This window comes from Flavobacterium sp. YO64 (assembly GCF_004119505.1).
Lineage (GTDB): Bacteria > Bacteroidota > Bacteroidia > Flavobacteriales > Flavobacteriaceae > Flavobacterium > Flavobacterium oncorhynchi.
The window spans coordinates 65,487-84,154 of the sequence record NZ_NRQV01000014.1 but is presented as its reverse complement, the minus strand read 5'-3'; the positions used below and the strand labels follow the sequence as shown (position 1 = coordinate 84,154).

The 18,668-nt window shown below is 34.6% G+C and carries 12 protein-coding genes and 1 tRNA gene; 5 read left to right on the top strand and 8 right to left on the bottom strand.

From position 1 onward, the window contains the following. Nucleotides 1-43: 43 nt before the first annotated feature. The 8 genes from BOW57_RS11955 to BOW57_RS11920 all read right to left on the bottom strand — a co-directional run bounded on the left by BOW57_RS11955 (nt 44) and on the right by BOW57_RS11920 (nt 12,167). On the bottom strand, nt 44-2,557 hold the full coding sequence (locus BOW57_RS11955) for a mechanosensitive ion channel family protein (RefSeq protein ID WP_129054534.1): 2,514 nt from the start codon (nt 2,555-2,557) through the stop codon (nt 44-46). An 87-nt stretch (nt 2,558-2,644) separates the two neighbouring features. Then, nucleotides 2,645-3,736 (bottom strand): glycoside hydrolase family 18 protein, encoded by a 1,092-nt coding sequence (locus BOW57_RS11950; RefSeq protein ID WP_129054533.1) that lies wholly within the window; start codon nt 3,734-3,736, stop codon nt 2,645-2,647. Nucleotides 3,737-3,964: 228 nt separating this feature from the next. Then, complete coding sequence (locus BOW57_RS11945; protein WP_115888680.1) at nt 3,965-5,770, bottom strand: acyl-CoA dehydrogenase family protein; 1,806 nt, start codon at nt 5,768-5,770, stop codon at nt 3,965-3,967. Nucleotides 5,771-5,937: 167 nt separating this feature from the next. Then, complete coding sequence (locus BOW57_RS11940) at nt 5,938-7,119, bottom strand: acetyl-CoA C-acyltransferase (RefSeq protein ID WP_129054531.1); 1,182 nt, start codon at nt 7,117-7,119, stop codon at nt 5,938-5,940. Nucleotides 7,120-7,123: 4 nt separating this feature from the next. Beyond that, nucleotides 7,124-9,514 carry a 3-hydroxyacyl-CoA dehydrogenase/enoyl-CoA hydratase family protein gene (locus BOW57_RS11935; protein ID WP_026730353.1) on the bottom strand — a complete coding sequence of 797 codons (2,391 nt, stop codon included), beginning with the start codon at nt 9,512-9,514 and terminating at the stop codon, nt 7,124-7,126. Between the two features lie 55 nt (nt 9,515-9,569). Further along, complete coding sequence (locus BOW57_RS11930) at nt 9,570-10,028, bottom strand: MarR family winged helix-turn-helix transcriptional regulator (RefSeq protein ID WP_089053192.1); 459 nt, start codon at nt 10,026-10,028, stop codon at nt 9,570-9,572. Between the two features lie 221 nt (nt 10,029-10,249). After that, on the bottom strand, nt 10,250-11,287 hold the full coding sequence (locus BOW57_RS11925; RefSeq protein ID WP_129054529.1) for a YafY family protein: 1,038 nt from the start codon (nt 11,285-11,287) through the stop codon (nt 10,250-10,252). Between the two features lie 256 nt (nt 11,288-11,543). After that, a complete protein-coding gene (locus BOW57_RS11920; RefSeq protein ID WP_129054527.1) occupies nt 11,544-12,167 on the bottom strand; it encodes a hypothetical protein in 624 nt (207 codons plus the stop codon). A 286-nt stretch (nt 12,168-12,453) separates the two neighbouring features. Here BOW57_RS11920 and BOW57_RS20630 point away from each other — a divergent pair. From BOW57_RS20630 to BOW57_RS11900, 5 genes are all read left to right on the top strand, one after another. Beyond that, nucleotides 12,454-12,571 (top strand) — tRNA-OTHER (locus BOW57_RS20630). A gap of 245 nt (nt 12,572-12,816) precedes the next feature. Beyond that, the gene (locus BOW57_RS11915; RefSeq protein ID WP_129054525.1) at nt 12,817-15,057 is read left to right on the top strand and encodes a hypothetical protein; all 2,241 of its coding nucleotides are present in this window, start codon (nt 12,817-12,819) and stop codon (nt 15,055-15,057) included. A 383-nt stretch (nt 15,058-15,440) separates the two neighbouring features. After that, nucleotides 15,441-16,001: a hypothetical protein gene (locus tag BOW57_RS11910; protein ID WP_129054523.1), complete on the top strand. Its 561-nt coding sequence runs from the start codon at nt 15,441-15,443 to the stop codon at nt 15,999-16,001. Nucleotides 16,002-16,073: 72 nt separating this feature from the next. Next, nucleotides 16,074-17,495, top strand: a complete 1,422-nt coding sequence (locus BOW57_RS11905; protein ID WP_129054521.1) for an RtcB family protein — start codon at nt 16,074-16,076, stop codon at nt 17,493-17,495. A gap of 216 nt (nt 17,496-17,711) precedes the next feature. Continuing rightward, nucleotides 17,712-18,509, top strand: a complete 798-nt coding sequence (locus tag BOW57_RS11900; protein WP_129054519.1) for a TatD family hydrolase — start codon at nt 17,712-17,714, stop codon at nt 18,507-18,509. Nucleotides 18,510-18,668: the final 159 nt, after the last annotated feature.

The window sequence follows — 18,668 nt, the reverse complement described above, 5'->3', positions numbered from 1 at the left end:
GCATAAAAAAGGCAGTTATTAGAATAACTGCCTTTTTTTATGCTCAATTTTCGTTTTCGTCTTTCTTTTTATTTTGATCCTGTTTAATATAGATATCTTGCTGTGGAAAAGGAATCTCGATATTATTTGCTCTAAAAACTTTATCAATTTCAATAATTAAATCACTTTTTACATCACTTGCAAAATTTATATTTCCAACCCAATATTTAATAACAATGTCGATCGAACTGCTGTTAAAAGTAGTTATCCAAATAATGGGTTCTGGATATTGAAGTACTAAAGAATGGTTTCTTAATATTTCATTCAACAAGGATTTTACATTTTCCAAATTACTACCGTAAGCCACTCCAATAGAAATGTCTGTTCGTTTTTTATTGTTTGAAAGCGTCCAATTCGTTAAATGCTGGCTCAACAAATCTCCGTTTGGTATTATAACATCAGCGCCGTCAAAAGTTCCCACAACACTGCTTCGTATACCGATAGATTTCATTTTTACCATTTGACCGCCTATTTCAATTGTATCATTTATATTAACAGGTTTTTCAAAAGCAATTATTAAACCGCTGACAATATTATTTACTAATGTTTGAAGCCCAAATCCGATACCAACACCTAAAGCACTAATAATAATCGTTAAACGGTCAACAGGAATACCAGATGATATAAAAGCAAGACTTATTCCGATACTAAATATGGCAATTTGTATGAAAAGCATCCAGCTGCCAAATTTATTTTTTTTAACGCCTGAAGATGAATTAATAGAAGTACTGGTTAAAAATGCGACAATTTTAGCAATGACTACAGAAGCAATAATGATAAAAAAGAAAACAAAAATACTTTGATACGAATAATTGAAGTCACCAATATTTCTAGGTTCTGTAAAAAAGCTAATAATTGGATCGAGAATAGCTTGAAAAAGGTATGAATTCTTGCCTATAGACACCAGCCATCCAAGAACAAATAAAGTGTTAATTTTAGGATTGGTACTGATTTGTTCTAATTCGTTGCTGTTTAATAATTTCTCTTCGTTTGATTCTCTCAAATAATTGGAATAGTTTATAATGTCAGCAAGTAAACGATATGTTGTGGTGAATAAATAATACATTAAAACCGTTATAATACCGTTTATGGCTAGAAGCTTTCCTAAATTATAGTTTTTACCAATTAGGATGAATAATATGGAAGCGATCTCAAAAGTTATTAAAACATATAAGCTGTATTTAAAAAAGGGATTGAAAATCTCTTTATTCTTTTTTAGATTATAAATTGTAAATGCAATTGATGAAAAAGCTATTATTAAAATTAAAATAACCTCTTTTACAGAATGTGTTAGAATATTATTGTCATACAATCCTAGAAGAATAATAATGACATAAGCTTTCCATACAAACTTTTCTTTTGGAGTAAAATATTCTTTATTTACTATGGTTAAAGCAATTATCGATACCAGCCAAATGAGCGCTGTAAAGGCAAAAGGAGGGTAGGTGAAGAAAAAATTGAACAAAGTAAATGAAACTAATACAGCACAAGAAACCGGGTGCCTGAATATTTGTTTGGAAAGTTTTGTGGTATTGTAAACGCCCTCTTTTTTATATTTCTTTTTAAGAAACAACAGATAAATAACTAAAACTACTGCAAGTAGCAGCATTAAAACAATTGTTTTAAAATGATTTGAAATGAAGAATATTAATATTATCGATTCTTTAGTAAGCGAGTAAAAAAACGATTCATAAAATGACATTTCACTTGAGTTGGTACTAAAAATGGTTCCATCAGAATCTAATAGATTTTGAAATTCGTTTTTTCTAATATTATCGGTTTCGATGATGTCGTTTTGAAGATCATACTTAAAATGTCTCGCAGTTATTTGCAGTTTGCTGATGCTGTCAAGTGCATCTTTAAATCGCTTATTAAGCGAGTTGACATTAGAGTACATTTGAGAATAACGATCATAATATAGAATCTTTCGCAATGAATCTTTTGGAAGTATAAACAGTGATTTTTGAATCGTTAAAGAGTCAATTTTTCCTTGTATTTTGCTTAACTCAATACTGTTGTTTTTGATCTTTGAAAGCTGAATTTCTAGACGCGTCTGCAATTCATTAAGCATAATCGATGTAACGGTTATGTTTCTAAGCGTTTGAAAATCATTTCGATTTTTGATTATACCATCTATAGCTGTTTTTTTTAGTTTAATTGCATAATCTAGTTCTGTGGTGAAAGCTTTGTAATCAATACCCGTTTTTAAAATAACATTGGCATCCTGAATGTTTTTAGAAATGGCATCAAATAATAAATTATGATTTTTGGTTATTTTATTTTCAATATAAAGCTGCCTGCTTTTCTCTTCATCTAATTTGAGTAAACTTTCAATTTTAGTGTTTTTAGGAATCTCCTTTTTTAGTTTTAGACTATCTTCTAAAATTGAATTTTGAGCATAAGAAGTATAAACTGGACTTGCAGTTAAAAGTATAACTGCAAGTACTTTTAAAACAGTGAAGTTAATTATGATGTTTTTATAAAAAATAGTATTGCGAATTATAGTCGAAAATATCATAATACTTTGCTTTTGGGAGTTACCCCAAAAATACTATAAAAAAAACAACCTAAAAAAAGTTTTTTTAGGTTGCTTAGTATTCTGATTTTATTTGTTTCTAGTTTCGTATATGGTATTTACCATTCCATTGCGAGGAGCATCTAGAGGAAGTTCCCAGAACATGATACCACCAAGTTTCTTAGCTTTTGCATATTCTGTTTTAGCTTTTATTGAAGTTAAATCGTCACCAGTTGCAAATGTTTTTTCTTTTTCATTGTACCAGTAAGGCGCTTTAGCTTTATCATCCCAAAAATATTTCCATCCGTTAGCTTCCGTATAATAAGTAGCGAAGTTTTTAAAATCAACCCCTTGAATATGTTCACCAGCTTGATAAAGACCATTGTTTATATTAGCGACGTTTTTCCATGTTCTAGTGTAAAAAGCACCTCCAATAACTAATTTTTCTGCAGGAATTCCAAGTTTTAGCAAGTAAGTAACAGCTCTGTCTGTTGATTCTTCTTTTGGATTTGTACTGTATAATGGAGTATGATGTCCAGTTACTTTAGAATAACCGTTTACTAAATCATAACTCATAATATTAATGCGATTTACATATGGTGCAACAGCTTTCCAATCGATAGATTCATCCAGACATTTTTGAAAACCACCTGCAGCAAAACTTAATTCATATTTTTTACCTAATGTTGAGCGTAAGATTTTAAGAAGTGCTGTAAAATTTGGCTTGTCAGCTGCCTGATATAAATGACCAGGAAGACCTTCGATAGATGGATATTCCCAATCTAAATCTAAACCATCAACTTTAAAATAATCACTAACTTCTTTTACAGATTTAGCAAAAGTTAATCTTCCCTCAGCAGTAGAAAATGCAGCAGAGCAAGGTTCGCAGCCACCCCAGCCGCCAAGTGAAAGTATGATTTTTAATTGTGGATTTTTAGCTTTTAAGGAAACTAAATGTTTAATAGTAATTGAGTCTTTAGGAGAGTCAACACCTAATTTTCCATCTCTTAAATGGCAAAAACTAAAGATAATTTGATCCAGCTTATTTACTTCGTATTCGTTTATTAGTTTATCATCGCCTGTGTAATAAGCTATGATATCCATTTTTTTGTTTTTTTGTGCAAAAAGATTTGTTGATAAACAGCACAGCAAAAGCATGGCAATCAGGTTAATTTGTTTCATTTTATGTTTTTTTAGCGTTTTTAGAATGCTAAATATAAAGGAATACAATTGATATTTAACTATTTCATCGACCTTAAAAAGTTAATTTTAACGAATATTTTGCAAATCGTTGCAAAAATATTGCGCTTAATCATTGTACATATTTACGTAAAGAACACAAAAATAAACCCGCACAGTTTCGGAGTTGTGCGGGTTTAAACAAATTAAAAGCTAAAAACTATTTTTATATTAGAAGCAGTAAGTATCTTCGGCAACTAATTTTGCGGCAATTTTTTCTCTCAATGCCACTACGTTTGGCAAGTTGGTGTATTTAGTGAAACGTTTAAGTCCCATTAACATCATACGTTGTTCATCACCTTCAGCGAAAGAAGCAATTCCTTCTTTTCCTCTTAGGTTTACGATATCTACAGCTTTGTATAAGTATAATTTTGCCATAGCGATTTGCTCTTGAACTTTGTCTTCGCCTTGAGCTTTTGCTAATTTTTCAGTTCTCAGAATTGTACTTTCAGCCATGTAAATTTCGATTAAGATGTCAGAAGCAGCCATTAATAACTGTTGGTGAGCATCTAATTCAGGACCATATTTTTGAACAGCGCTACCAGCAACCATTAAGAAAACTTTTTTCAAGTTTGCGATGATTCCTTTTTCCTCAGCAAATAATTCAGAGAAATCTGGAGTATCAAAAGATGGAATTCCCATTAATTCTTCCTGAACTTTCATTGCTGGTCCAAGTAAATCAACGTGTCCTTTCATTGCTTTTTTGATCAACATACCTACAGAAAGCATTCTGTTGATTTCGTTTGTTCCTTCGTAGATTCTAGCGATACGAGCATCTCTCCAAGCACTTTCCATTGGAGTATCTTCAGAGAATCCCATTCCACCAAAAATCTGAATTCCTTCATCAGAACAAGATTGAACGTCTTCAGAAACGGCTACTTTCAAGATAGAACACTCGATAGCATATTCTTCAACACCTTTCAATTCAGCTTCTTGATGAGAAGTTCCTTCTGCTTCACGAGCAGCAATTCTGTCTTCGATATCTTTTGCAGCACGGTAAGAAGCACTTTCGCCGGCGTAAGCATTAGTCGCCATTTCAGCTAATTTAGAACGGATAGCGCCAAAAGATGAAATAGAAGTGTTGAACTGAATTCTTTCGTTAGCATATTTTACAGCTCCAGAAGTAACTCTTCTTTGCGCATCAAGACATGCAGCTGCTAATTTAATACGGCCAACGTTTAAAGCATTCATTGCGATTTTGAAACCGTTTCCTCTTTCAGATAACATGTTTTCAACTGGAACTTTTGTTTCGTTGAAGAAAACCTGACGAGTAGAAGAAGCACGGATTCCTAATTTATGCTCTTCTTCATTCATAGAAATTCCGTTTGAAGGATCGTTTTCTACGATGAAACCTGTAATATTTTTATCATCTCCAATACGAGCAAAAACGATGAAAACGCTGCAGAAACCTGCATTCGAAATCCACATTTTTTGTCCTGTAATAGAGTAGTATTTTCCGTCTTCAGATAAAACCGCTTTAGTTTTTCCTGAGTTAGCATCAGATCCTGCACCTGGTTCTGTTAAGCAATAAGCTCCAAACCATTCTCCAGAAGCTAATTTCGGAACGTATTTTTTCTTTTGTTCTTCAGTACCATAAAGCGTAATTGGCATAGTTCCAATACCTGTATGTGCACCAAAAGCAGTTGAGAAAGAACCTGTTGCTCCAGAAATGTAGTCACAAACCAACATTGTAGAAACAAATCCCATTCCTAATCCACCGTATTCTTCAGGAACCGCAACTCCAAGAAGTCCCAATTCACCAGCTTTACGCATAGATGATTCTGTGTAAGCGTAATCTTTTTTCTCAAAACGATCTTTATGCGCCCATAATTCTTTGTCAACGAACTCTTTTACAGAGTCACGCATCATTAACTGCTCTTCCGAGAAATCTTCTGGTGTAAAGATATCCTCGCATTTTGTTTCTTTAACTAAAAACTGACCACCACGAGTCACGTTTTTTTCGATTGTATCTGCCATTGCTAATGTTTTTTTGTATGTTTTTTATTTATGGTTTTTGTACACAATCTTGTCATTGCGAGGAACGAAGCAACCGCACTTGCAAAATAAAACTTGTGCAATTGTTAGCGAGGTTGCTTCGTTCCTCGCAATGACAAACTGAATGTATACTTTCTTATAATACTGTCTTACAATACCTCGTAAATCCCCGCAGAACCTTGCCCAGTTCCCACACACATCGAAACGATTCCGTATTTATTACCTCTGCGTTTCATTTCATCAAATAACTGAACAGAAAGTTTAGCTCCTGTACATCCTAGAGGGTGACCTAAAGCAATCGCTCCACCGTTTACGTTTACGATTTCAGGGTTAATATTTAACTCGCGAGTTACAGCTAAAGCTTGTGAAGCAAAAGCTTCGTTTAACTCGATTAACTCAATATCGTTTAATGTTAATCCCGCTTGCTTCAAGGCTTTCGGAATAGCTTTTACCGGACCGATACCCATAATTCTTGGCTCAACACCAGAAGAAGCAAAGTTTACTAAACGTGCGATTGGTTCAAGATTTAATTCTTTTACCATTTCTTCACTCATGATTAAAACGAATGCAGCACCATCACTCATTTGAGAAGAGTTACCAGCTGTTACACTTCCGTCAGCAGCAAAAACAGGTCTTAAACCTGCTAAAGCCTCTTTAGAAGTTCCAGCTCTTGGTCCTTCATCTTTATTTACAACGTATGATTTTGTTTCTTTTTTACCATTTTCGTTGATGAAAGTCTGCTCAACAGTAATTGGAACGATTTGTTTGTCGAATTTTCCTTCTGCCTGAGCTTTCAAAGCTTTCATATGAGAGTTGTAAGCAAACTCATCCTGATCTTCTCTTGAGATTTTGTATTGGTTAGCCACCGCTTCAGCAGTTAAACCCATTCCCCAATAGTAATCTTCGTGACCTGCAGCAGCAACTTTATAATCCGGAGTTGGTTTGTAACCTCCCATCGGAATAAAACTCATACTTTCTGCACCACCGGCAATGATACAATCTGCCATTCCTGATTGGATTTTTGCAGTTGCCATTCCGATAGTTTCTAATCCAGATGCGCAGTAACGGTTAACTGTAACACCAGGAACATCTTCAACTTTTAATCCCATTAAAGAGATCAAACGTCCAACGTTAAGCCCTTGTTCCGCTTCTGGCATGGCATTTCCTACCATAACGTCATCGATACGTTTTTTATCAAAATCAGGCAGTTCATCCATCATAAACTGAATGGTTTCTGCAGCTAATTCATCAGGTCTTTTAAATCTAAAAACACCTTTTGGAGCTTTTCCAACTGCTGTTCTATATGCTTTTACTATATATGCTGTTTTCATTTTCTTAGTTTCTAAGAGGTTTCCCTTTGGTTAACATGTATTGAATTCTTTCTAAAGTTTTTCTCTCAGTACAAAGAGATAAGAAAGCTTCACGTTCGATATCTAATAAGTATTGTTCAGATACTAGAGTTGCTTCAGATAAATCACCACCCGCCATTACATAAGCTAGTTTGTTTGCGATTTTCTTATCGTGCTCAGAAATGTATTTTCCAGCTTCCATTTGATCCGTTCCTACTAAGAACATACCTAAAGCTTGTTTTCCTAATACTTTAACATCCGTTCTTCTGATTGGTTGTGTGTAACCAGCTTCAGCCATTAACAAAGCATGTTTTTTAGCTTCAGCAATCTGACGATCTTTGTTTACTACGATAACATCTTTTCCATGCTGCAAAAGTCCAGTGTCAAAAGCTTCATAACCAGAAGTTGAAACTTTAGCCATTGCGATTGTCAAGAAATACTCTTGAAGAACGTTCAATTCCACATCGTTTTTGCGGAATAAATCTGAAGCTCTTAAAGTCATTTCTTTAGATCCACCACCACCAGGAATCACACCAACACCAAATTCAACTAATCCCATATACGTTTCTGCAGCAGCTACTACTTTATCAGCATGTAAACTCATTTCGCAACCACCTCCAAAAGTCATTCCGTGAGGCGCTACTACAACTGGAATAGAAGAGTAACGAACACGCATCATAGTGTCCTGGAACAACTTAATTGCCATGTTCAATTCGTCGTATTCCTGCTCAACTGCCATCATGAAAATCATTCCGATATTAGCACCAACAGAGAAATTCGCTGCCTGGTTTCCAATAACTAAACCTTGATATTCTTTTTCAGATAAGTCAATTGCTTTATTGATAGCCTGGAGTACATCGCCACCAATTGTATTCATTTTAGATTGGAATTCTAAGTTTAAGATTCCGTCTCCTAAATCCTGAATGATTGCACCACTATTGCTCCAAACTTTTTTGCTTTCGCGAATGTTGTTCAGAATAATGAATGAATCTTGTCCAGGAACTTTTACTTGTGATTTTGTCGGAATGTTATAGAAATAAGTCGCTCCTTCTTTTACAGTATAGAAACTGTCGCTTCCAGAAGCCAACATTTCAGTAACCCACGCAGCAGGCTCTAAACCTTCAGCTTTCATGATTTCAATTCCTTTGGCAACACCAATGGCGTCCCAGATTTCGAATGGACCATTTTCCCATCCAAAACCAGCTTTCATGGCATCGTCAATTTTGTATAATTCGTCTGAGATTTCAGGAACTCTGTTTGAAACATAAGCAAACATTCCGGCGAAACTCTTACGGTAGAATTCTCCCGCTTTGTCTGTCCCTTTAACTAAAACTTTAAAACGATTGATTGGTTTATCAATAGTTTTTGTTAGTTCAAGCGTAGCAAAATTTGCTTTTTTAGCAGCGCGGTATTCTAATGTATTTAAGTCTAAAGAAAGAATATCTTTATCTACTTTTTTATAAAAACCTTGTCCAGTTTTGCTTCCTAACCAATTATTTTCCATCATTTTGTTGATGAAATCAGGAAGTTTGAACAATTCGTGTTGTTCGTCGTTCGGGCAGTTTTCGTAAATACCATTGGCAACGTGTACCAAAGTATCCAATCCAACAACGTCAACCGTACGGAAAGTAGCTGATTTTGGACGACCGATAACCGGACCAGTCAATTTATCAACTTCTTCAATTGTCAATCCCATTTCTTTTACAAGGTGGAATAAACTTTGGATTCCGTAAATACCAATTCTGTTTCCAATAAACGCCGGAGTATCTTTCGCAACAACCGAAGTTTTTCCTAAGAATTTAGATCCGTATTCGTTTAAGAAATCCAATACTTCAGTTGAAGTTTTTGGACCAGGAATAATTTCAAATAATTTTAAGTAACGCGCAGGGTTAAAAAAGTGTGTTCCGCAGAAGTGCTGTTGGAAATCTTCGCTTCTTCCTTCACTCATAAAATGAATTGGAATACCAGAAGTATTTGAAGTAACTAAAGTTCCCGGTTTGCGGAATTTCTCGATTTGTTCAAAAACCAATTTCTTAATGTCTAAACGCTCAACAACAACCTCGATAATCCAGTCAACATTGGCAATTTTTGCCATATCATCAGTTGTATTTCCAGTTGTAATTCTATTTGCGAATTTCTGACTGTAAATAGGAGATGGTTTCGATTTTAATGAATTCGCCAAGTGCTCGTTTACCACACGGTTACGAACGGCTTTACTTTCAAGTGTTAATCCTTTTTTAGCTTCAGCTTCGGTCAGTTCACGCGGTACAATGTCCAGAAGTAAAACTTCGACACCAATGTTAGCAAAATGACAAGCTATACCTGAACCCATAATTCCGGATCCAATTACAGCAACTTTTTTAATTGTGCGTTTCATAATTTGTTACTATTTGTTTTTTGTATGAGAATCTGAATTATCTCTTAAAGAAATACTATTCTTTTTCTGTGTTTTCTGTTTGATTAAATATGTTTTTATCGTGAATTAGTTCATTTATAATTTCAGAAACTTCGATAAAATGTTTCAGCTTTTCTTCCGAAACATGTTTCTTAACGGTTTCATTAAATTTTAGAACTGTATTTTTAGATAAATCTCTTTTTTCTTTTCCAAATTCAGTTAGGTAAATCAAAACACCTCGGCCGTCGCTTGGGTTTTTCTTGCGAACAATTAAACCCTTTTCTTCCATAGATTTTAATGTTCTTGTTAAGCTTGTTGCTTCCATACCCATTCTTGGACCAAGAGCGGTTGACGGAGTCCCTTCTTCCTTATCCATACTTAAAAGAGCAAATCCCGTTGCCATCGTTGCATCGTATTTTGCAGCCTCTTCATTATACATTCTTGAAACAGCCTGCCATGTAGCTCTCAAAATATAATCTATTGTTTTGTCTTTCATAGGTAACTATATCGATTTCAAATATAATTAAAAAATACTATGCATGCATATAATTTTTTAATAAATTTTTGGTTAATTAAAAAACATCCCTGATTTAGAGGGTTTTGCTGGTTTATTTATAGTGAAATATACTATTCTTTTTTTAGATTTTAACACTTTTTATGTTGTAAAAAACTTTTTTTAGTTTTTAAAACGTTTTTTATTCTGTATTCTGTAAAAAATTATGCATTTAATTCATTGCCGTTTTCGGTTTCATATCTCGAGATTGCCTTTTTTAGAATCGTTTTCATGCGATTTCTTAGATTTTCAGGACTTAAAATTTCTATAGAATCTCCAAAACCTAATAGAAGCCGTTCCATTTCATAATTAGGTGAAATAAACAAATGCACAATAATACTTTTATCTTCATTTTCCCTAATCAATCGCTGCGATGAATGCAGCGGTTTTGTCAACACATAAGGTACATTTATTGCGTCAATCCAGAGCTCAATGCGTCTGGGCTGTAAACCAGAATTTACGGTTACACCAATTATATCTTTATAATAAGTCTCAGCATCAAAATGTTCTTCTAAATAAGGAATGTTAAAATCGTAATCAATTGCAATAATTCTGTCTAGTGCTAAATTTGTAATTGGTTGTGAAGCTTTTGTTTTTCCAATCAAAAACCAACGATTGTTGAATTCCTTTAATATAAAGGGATGAAAATGAAATTTACTCTCTTCTTTTGATTTGAATGATTTGTAAGTAATCACAAGCACAACTTTCTTAATGATCGCCTGATAAACTTCGTCTAAATAGTGCAAACCTTTTAAACTTTCGTTTTTGTCTAAATAAATTACAGGCTTTGTATGCGATTTTTCGGCATAGATTTTATCTTCTAAACGTTGTAAGATATCCGAAACATCATTAAAAAGAGAGAAATCTTTAAATTGTTTTAACATCGAAACCGTTTCGGTCAAAACATTCATATCCGTTTCCGTCAGTGGAATATCGGTTATCGAAAAATCTTCGTCTTCATATTTATAATACTTTTTATCGTAAACAACGATCGGGGCATTATAACCCAGTTTTTCACTTCGCATCAGCTGAATATCCATCTGAATAGTTCGCTTGCTTATTGGGTTCTGACGTCCTTCATATTCAAATAATGCTTCAGAACAGCATTCGATTAAATCTTCTAATGTCCATTGGCGGTATTTATTTTGTAAACATTTATCGATGGTTTTGTACCGAATTAAGGCGTTTTTGTTTTGTGACATTGCTTTGTGTGTTTAGCTCGCAATCCCGATAACTATCGGGAGCAAAGGCGCAAAGTTTTTTTTGCCACAGATTTTAAGGATTGAAAGGATTTTCCTCATTTTTTGTCATTTCGACGAAGAAGAAATCTTCGTGAGAAGCTCGACAAAGATTGGACTCACATTGCGGAGTTACTTGTGGAGATTTCTTCTTCGTCGAAATGACAAACATTATGGTTACTGTTATAATAAAACTTTGCGACTCTGCGTCTTTGCGAAATTATTTTTTGCTTTCTAAAAGACTTATTTCTTTTTCAATATTCGTTCTCGCTTTTTCTTCGTACAAACTCCTAAACTCAGCAGTCTGAAAAATAAATTCATTCTCCAGAAAATGCTTCAACGCTTTCGCACGTCCGGGTTTGTATAGAAAATTAGGATAAATACGATATTCTTTTCTAATTTGTTCAAAATAGATTTTATAATCATCCCAATCTTTAGTGAGTATTTTCAAATCAAAATCGATTAACCAATTAATATCTTCGATTGCATTTTGTTGATGTTGCTGAGTTGCGCAAATCGCATCAAAAACTAATTGTTTATTTAGGTAGCTATTTTCAGATAAAACGGCCAAACCATATTCGGCACTTTTGAGTTCGTTATCTTTTTTGGAAGCTGAATAAATAAAATCATGATAAAAAATAGAAAATAATATTTCATTCGGATTTTGAAGTTTATCGCGATATGTTTCAAAACTGGCAATCATTTCTTTTAAATGCGTGAGATTATGATAATGTCTTGATTTTTTGGAATATGCCTTTTCTAAATCCAGCCAGTTTTTCTGAATTTCATTTGCTGAAAAGCCAATATTCGAAAGTAATTCAGAATAGATTTTCTCTAAATTCATATTGTTTTTTACTCAAATTTAAAATTCTTTTTTTACTGCGCAAAATAATTGCGTAGTGGTTTTGAAATCTTTGCTCAAGAAATAAAACAAATAGTATTTCTAAAAAATGAAACAAAAATTTTACTACGCAAAATAATTGCTCACTAGTTTAGAAATCTTTGTTCAGGAAATAAAAACAAACGTTCATAGAAATAAAATAAAGAATAAAACAGGTCAAGTTTGAGTTACTTCGAAAACACTTTCCAATGTACACACTTACACTATTACCTTTTTATTCCATTATTATGAGGCAGTAGCTCAGCGGTTAGAGCAGGTAGTTTTGAAATTATCCTTAAAAGGTCAATCAAAACTTACTTCGTACACTTTTAATGTCCGGGTCGTGGGTTCGAATCCCATCTGCTTCACAATTAATGGTCAATTAAAACTTACTTCAGAACACGGATAATTTCGGTTCGAATCCGAACATAGTTTTAAAATCAGCATTAATAAAAACGAGGGTCAAGATTAACTTACTTCTTTCGCGGTAGCCCGCTCCATTTTAGCTTAGTTAATCAATTATCGTCAAATTTCAGGTCAAGTGTTTCTTACTTCAAAAATCTTTTAGGTAGAACTCAGAAACGCAATTATCTAAATTTTAAAAATTAAAAAAATGAAAACAAAAGAATTATTAAAAATCAGTTTACGTCAAAATGCGATTTTCATTCCGTCAGAAATGATTACGAATGACGTTAAAAATTTATCAGGAACAACATCAATTTTGTTAGCGAATGTTTCAAAACTTGGATTTACATTTTCTGAGTCATTGCTTCATGCTTTAAACCATGTGAGTCCGAACTATAAAATTGAGGTTTTAGGAGTTTTGAGAGAAATTTTAGGAACAGATAAAAATTGGACACCATTGGTAAAAGAATGGAATATTCCAACAGGCGAATCTGTTTTAGATCATATTATCACGTATTTTGGAAACGTTTTTAAAACTAAAAACGGAACAACTTTACAATGCGGTCATATTATTCCGGATAATACTTTTCCATTAGAAAGATACAACGGTTGTCCATTCTGCGGAACTCCGTTTGAATTTGGAAAATTGGAAAATATCGGACAAGGGAGCAAATTGAAAATGTTGGAATTGTGGTCAGAAAAAGACTTAAATGATTTCTATATATCGTTATTACAATCTAAAACCGCTTTAGACGCTACTCAGGTAGATAGTTTAAAAATGGCGATGCAATATTTGCCTTTACCAAAAACAGAAGTGGCAATGAAGGAAACTTTAATGCTGGTGATCGATCTTTTGATTGAAAATGGTAAAGAAGACGAAGCGTCTCAGTTTTTGAAAACGCCAACAGATATCTTACGATACTTGTGGTATAAAAACACAGGAATGCTTCAGATTATCGAGCCAAAAACAATTATCAAAAGAACATCAAAAAATGCACAGCATTTACATAATGTTTTAGATACAAGCGCACAGGCAAGAATTGCGTCTCAAAAAGATTTGAAACTAAAATATTCTCGAAAAGAATGTTTAATGGTGGCAAATTGGTTGAACAATATGAATATGGACGTTGAAGCAATGTGCGAAACGATGCATCCAAAAAGAGGAATGTGGGTTCGTTTTATCCGAGCGTTGCGTTTGGCGGAATACAGCAAAAGAAAAGGGTTTGAGAAATTAATTGCTTTAATGGATGTATTTTACAATAAGGTTTATGATGTTTGGCAAAGTGAAGTGAATGCTTCAAGATTAAAATTTGATGCTGATAAAACATTTGCCTTATTAAAACAGCGTCCAGGATTGTTTGCACGTTCGTTATTCTCAAACATGTTATGGTTTGGAGCAGAGGAAACTGTTGCCCATTTTGAAGAAATCACCGATAAAGTTCCGGCTCGATTGGTGTTTACATTAAACATGTATGCTCAAAATTATTTTGATAAAAACATGCAGAGAAGTGTGAAACCTTTGGGTGGAACAAACAAACGAATTGGTGCAAATCAGTTGTTAGGATTATATGAAGATTTTCAGTTGGAAGCAATGAAAAATCAAATCGAAGGATTGTGTCTTTTGGCCATGAAAAAACGATTTGCGAAAATTGCGAACACCAACAAAACAATCTATATCGATCCGCAATTGTTTAATATTCCGGTTTCTATAGGAGACCGAAGCGAAACTGTTCAAGATTTGCCAGTTGCTTTAATGGGAACACGTTTCCCGGTTGAAGGAAATGAAGTGCGATTGTTTATGCAATGGGGGAAAGATTTACCAGCACAGCATTTAGATATGGATTTGAGCTGTCATATCGCTTATGAAGATAAATCAGATATTTGTTCTTTCAGCCGATTGACTACAATAGGTTGTCAGCATAGTGGAGATATTCGAAGCATTCCGAATAAAATTGGAACTGCGGAATATATCAACATTAATATCGACGAATTGGCGAAAGCAAACGCAAAATTTGTAACTTTTACTTGTAATGCATACATCAAAGGAAGTATTACACCAAATTTGGTTGTAGGTTGGATGAACAGCAAACATCCGATGAAAATTTCGGAGAAAACTGGTGTAGCATACGATCCGTCGTGTGTAGATCATCAGGTTCGTGTGACACAGAATCTTGCTAAAGGTTTGGTTTTTGGAGTTTTGGATGTAGCCAAAAGAGAAATCGTTTGGTTAGAGATGACTTTCGGAGGGCAAGTCGTTCAAGGTTTGGATTTCAAAGGAGTTCAGGCGTTGTTGTCAAAGCTAAACAGCAAATTGAATATTGGTAGTTTGTTACAACTTAAAGCGGAAGCCCAAGGTTTAGCAATCACCGAAAATGAAATTGCCGATGAGGTTTACACCGCGCAATGGGCGATGAACCCAGCGGTTGTTACACAATTATTAATAGATTAGGTATAGAGGTTCAGAGAGGCAAAGGTTCAAAGGTTTTTGTAGAGGCGCACTGCAGTGCGTCTCCGCAAAGATTGGTAAATTTAATCTCGCAAAGACGCGAAGTTTTTTTTGCCACAGATTATGAGGATTAAAAAGATTTTTTATCTGCTGAATCTGCGGGAAAATAATCTATGAGGTTACAGTAACCACACAGTTTGTCATTTCGACCGAAGGGAGAAATCACACGCGGGATTCGACAAAGATTGGCGACGTACTGTGCGGAGTTTCTAGTGTGATTTCTCCTCCGTCGAAATGACAAACTTTGCGAGAAATCATTTTAATTAAATCTACGCAAAATCACTGCGCAGTAATATTTGAATCTTTGAAAAAATAAATTGATAGATATGAAAAATTCAGAATTTGAAATCCATCCTTTTGATCAAGCTTTCTATATTGAATCTTTATTAAAGAAAACACATTCAGTTTTAAATGATGCTAAATCATTAAATAAATTTTGGATGAAGAGGAACTATCATTGTAAAAATGACGATATTATTCTAGATTTATTTGAGAATATTATTCTTAACGCGGGAGGAATTTCCAGGTTTTTTTGGCCTTCAAGCAAAAAAGTACATTATAAAATTAGAGGGGAAAAACTACGCGAAGTTTATGAAATTAATGATTCAAATGTTTTAAAAAATCGAGACATGCGGAATCACATCGAACATTTTGATGAAAAATTAGATGATTTTTTAAAAGAATTTTCTACATGGAAAGTAATGCGAAAGTATGTGGGACCATTAACTTTTGTAGATGATAACAGAACATTTTTCAGAGCATATTTTTATGATAAGGATATTTTTAAAATGTTCAATGTAGAATATGAAATGGAGCCAATTATAGCTGAAATTAGGAGAATTCATGAGATTTTATTACAACAACAAAAAAGCGGCAGTCGATTTTAAAATAACTGCGCAGCAGTGTAAAACCTTTGTACCTATGAACCTAGGGACCTTTGTCTCTTAAAAAAATAAAAAATGAAAACACAAATAAACGGTACAGATATATTAGAATTAGGATTTTCTGAAGGAAAAATAATTGGAATAGCTTTAAAAATAAACAGCAAAAGAAACGGATTCACAAGAGACGAAATGATTACAAATTTCAAAAACGTCTTAGAAATTCCGGAAAATTATATTGACGATAAAATTTTCAGCAAACTGGCTGTGGCTTTAATCGAAAAATCGAATGAAAAACCAGAAGATTTTATTGCTTTAAGTGAAACGCCAAATGCGTATTCGGCTTATGGATTAGATCATATTGAAGACGGAGCCAGAAAACAAATGGAAGTAGCCATGAAACTTCCTGTTACAGTTGCCGGCGCTTTAATGCCAGACGCGCACCAAGGTTACGGATTGCCGATCGGCGGAGTTTTAGCCACAAAAAATGCCATTATTCCGTATGGTGTTGGAGTTGATATTGGGTGTAGAATGGCGTTGTCGGTTTATGATATTCCCGAAGATTTTTACTTTGAAAACGAAGCTAAATTCAAAAAAGAATTAATTGCGCATTCTAAGTTTGGAGCAGGTCACGGATTTCACGGTCAGTACAAATCAGATCATGCGGTTTTGGAGAACGAAACTTTCAATATGAATCCGTTTGTGAAGAACTTGAAAGATAAAGCCTGGTCGCAATTAGGATCTTCAGGCGGAGGAAATCACTTTGTAGAATTCGGAATCATGGAATTTGCGCAAGACGATGCAGTTTTGAATATTCCAAAAGGAAAATACGTCGCTTTGTTAACGCATTCTGGTTCACGAGGAATGGGAGCAACCATTGCTGGACATTATACTAAAATAGCCAAAGACGAGTGTAAGCTTCCTGATGTGGCAAAAAACTTGGCTTATCTGGATATGAATTCGCAATTAGGTCAAGAATACTGGATGGCGATGAATTTGGCGGGAGATTACGCTTCGGCTTGTCACGAGATTATCCATAACAAAATGGAACGCGCTTTGGGTGCGACGATTTTAGCCAAAGTCGAAAACCACCATAATTTCGCCTGGAAAGAAATCTGGAATGGCGAAGAAGTGATCGTACATAGAAAAGGAGCAACTCCAGCCGGAAAAGGCGTTATGGGAATCATTCCGGGAAGTATGACCGCACCGGGATTTTTGGTGAGAGGAAAAGGCGAGGAGAACGCCATTAATTCGGCTTCGCATGGAGCAGGAAGACAAATGAGCAGAACCCAAGCCATAAAAAACATCACACAAACCGAAATGAAATCGATCCTGAGAGATCATGGCGTTACGCTTATCGGAGCTGGTCTAGACGAAGCTCCAATGGCGTATAAAGATATCAATCAGGTTATGGAAGCACAAAAGGATTTGGTGAATGTGGTTGCGAAGTTTACTCCAAAACTGGTTAGAATGGCGGATGATGGAAGCAGAGAAGACTAAGAAGAAGCAAGAGACAAGAAGCAAGATTTTTGAGATTTCTTTCTTGCTTCTTTGAATTTTAGAAAAGAAGGTACAAGAGCCAAGAAGAAAGATTAAAAAGTCTTGTCTCTTGCTTCTTTTTTCTACAAAATCTTAAAAAGAAAAAATAATCGGTTCAGAGAGGAAAAAACCTTAGCACCTTAGCTTCTCAGAACCTTTGTAACTTAAAAGAAAAAAATGAATTATATAGACATAGGTATTAACCTTACCAACAAACAATTCCAAAATGACATAGACGATGTCATACAAGACGCGCTCGACGCCGATGTATCGCAAATGATACTCACAGGCACCAGCGTACGAAATAGCAAAGAATCTGCGAAGATTGCGAGGCAGTATCCAGGCGTGTTGTACGCTACTGCTGGAATACATCCGCATGATGCGAAGAGTTTCGATGCGCAGAGTATTTCGAAACTGAAGAAATTATTAGAACTGAAACACGTAGTTTCGGTTGGCGAATGCGGACTCGATTTTGATCGTGACTTTTCGCCCCGAAACAAACAGGAAGAATGTTATAAAGCCCAATTAGAATTAGCGATCGAAGTTCAGAAACCTTTGTTTTTGCACGAAAGAAGTGCTTTTAGTTCGTTTATGAATATTACCAAAGATTATTTACCGCAATTGCCAAAAGCCGTTGTACATTGTTTTACGGGAACTTTGCAAGAAGCGAAAACCTATCTCGATAATGGATTTTATCTGGGTTTTACGGGAGCAATTTCAGATGCGAAGCGTTTCAGTCATTTAAAAGAAGTGATTCAGTACGTACCGCTCGACCAAATGATGATTGAAACCGATGCGCCATTTATGCTTCCTAAAAATGTTCCAAACAGTCTTTTAAAGAAATACCACGAACGTCGCTGCGAACCTGCTTTTCTGCCTTATGTTGCGGGAACAATTGCACAGTTTAAAGGAATTACTTTAGCTAAAGTGGCGGAGGAAACGTCTCGAAATTCTAAAGGCTTTTTTGGTATTTAGATTGTAATTATAAAGATTATTTGTTGGCTTTTAAATCAAGTGTTTGTACTTGGTTTGAAGGCTTTTTGTTTATGATCTTTAAGCTTTTAATGCATACAAAATTTAGAGATGATATCAATTTAAGGGAAAAATGCTGAGCTGTTTAGGAACCAGTCGAAA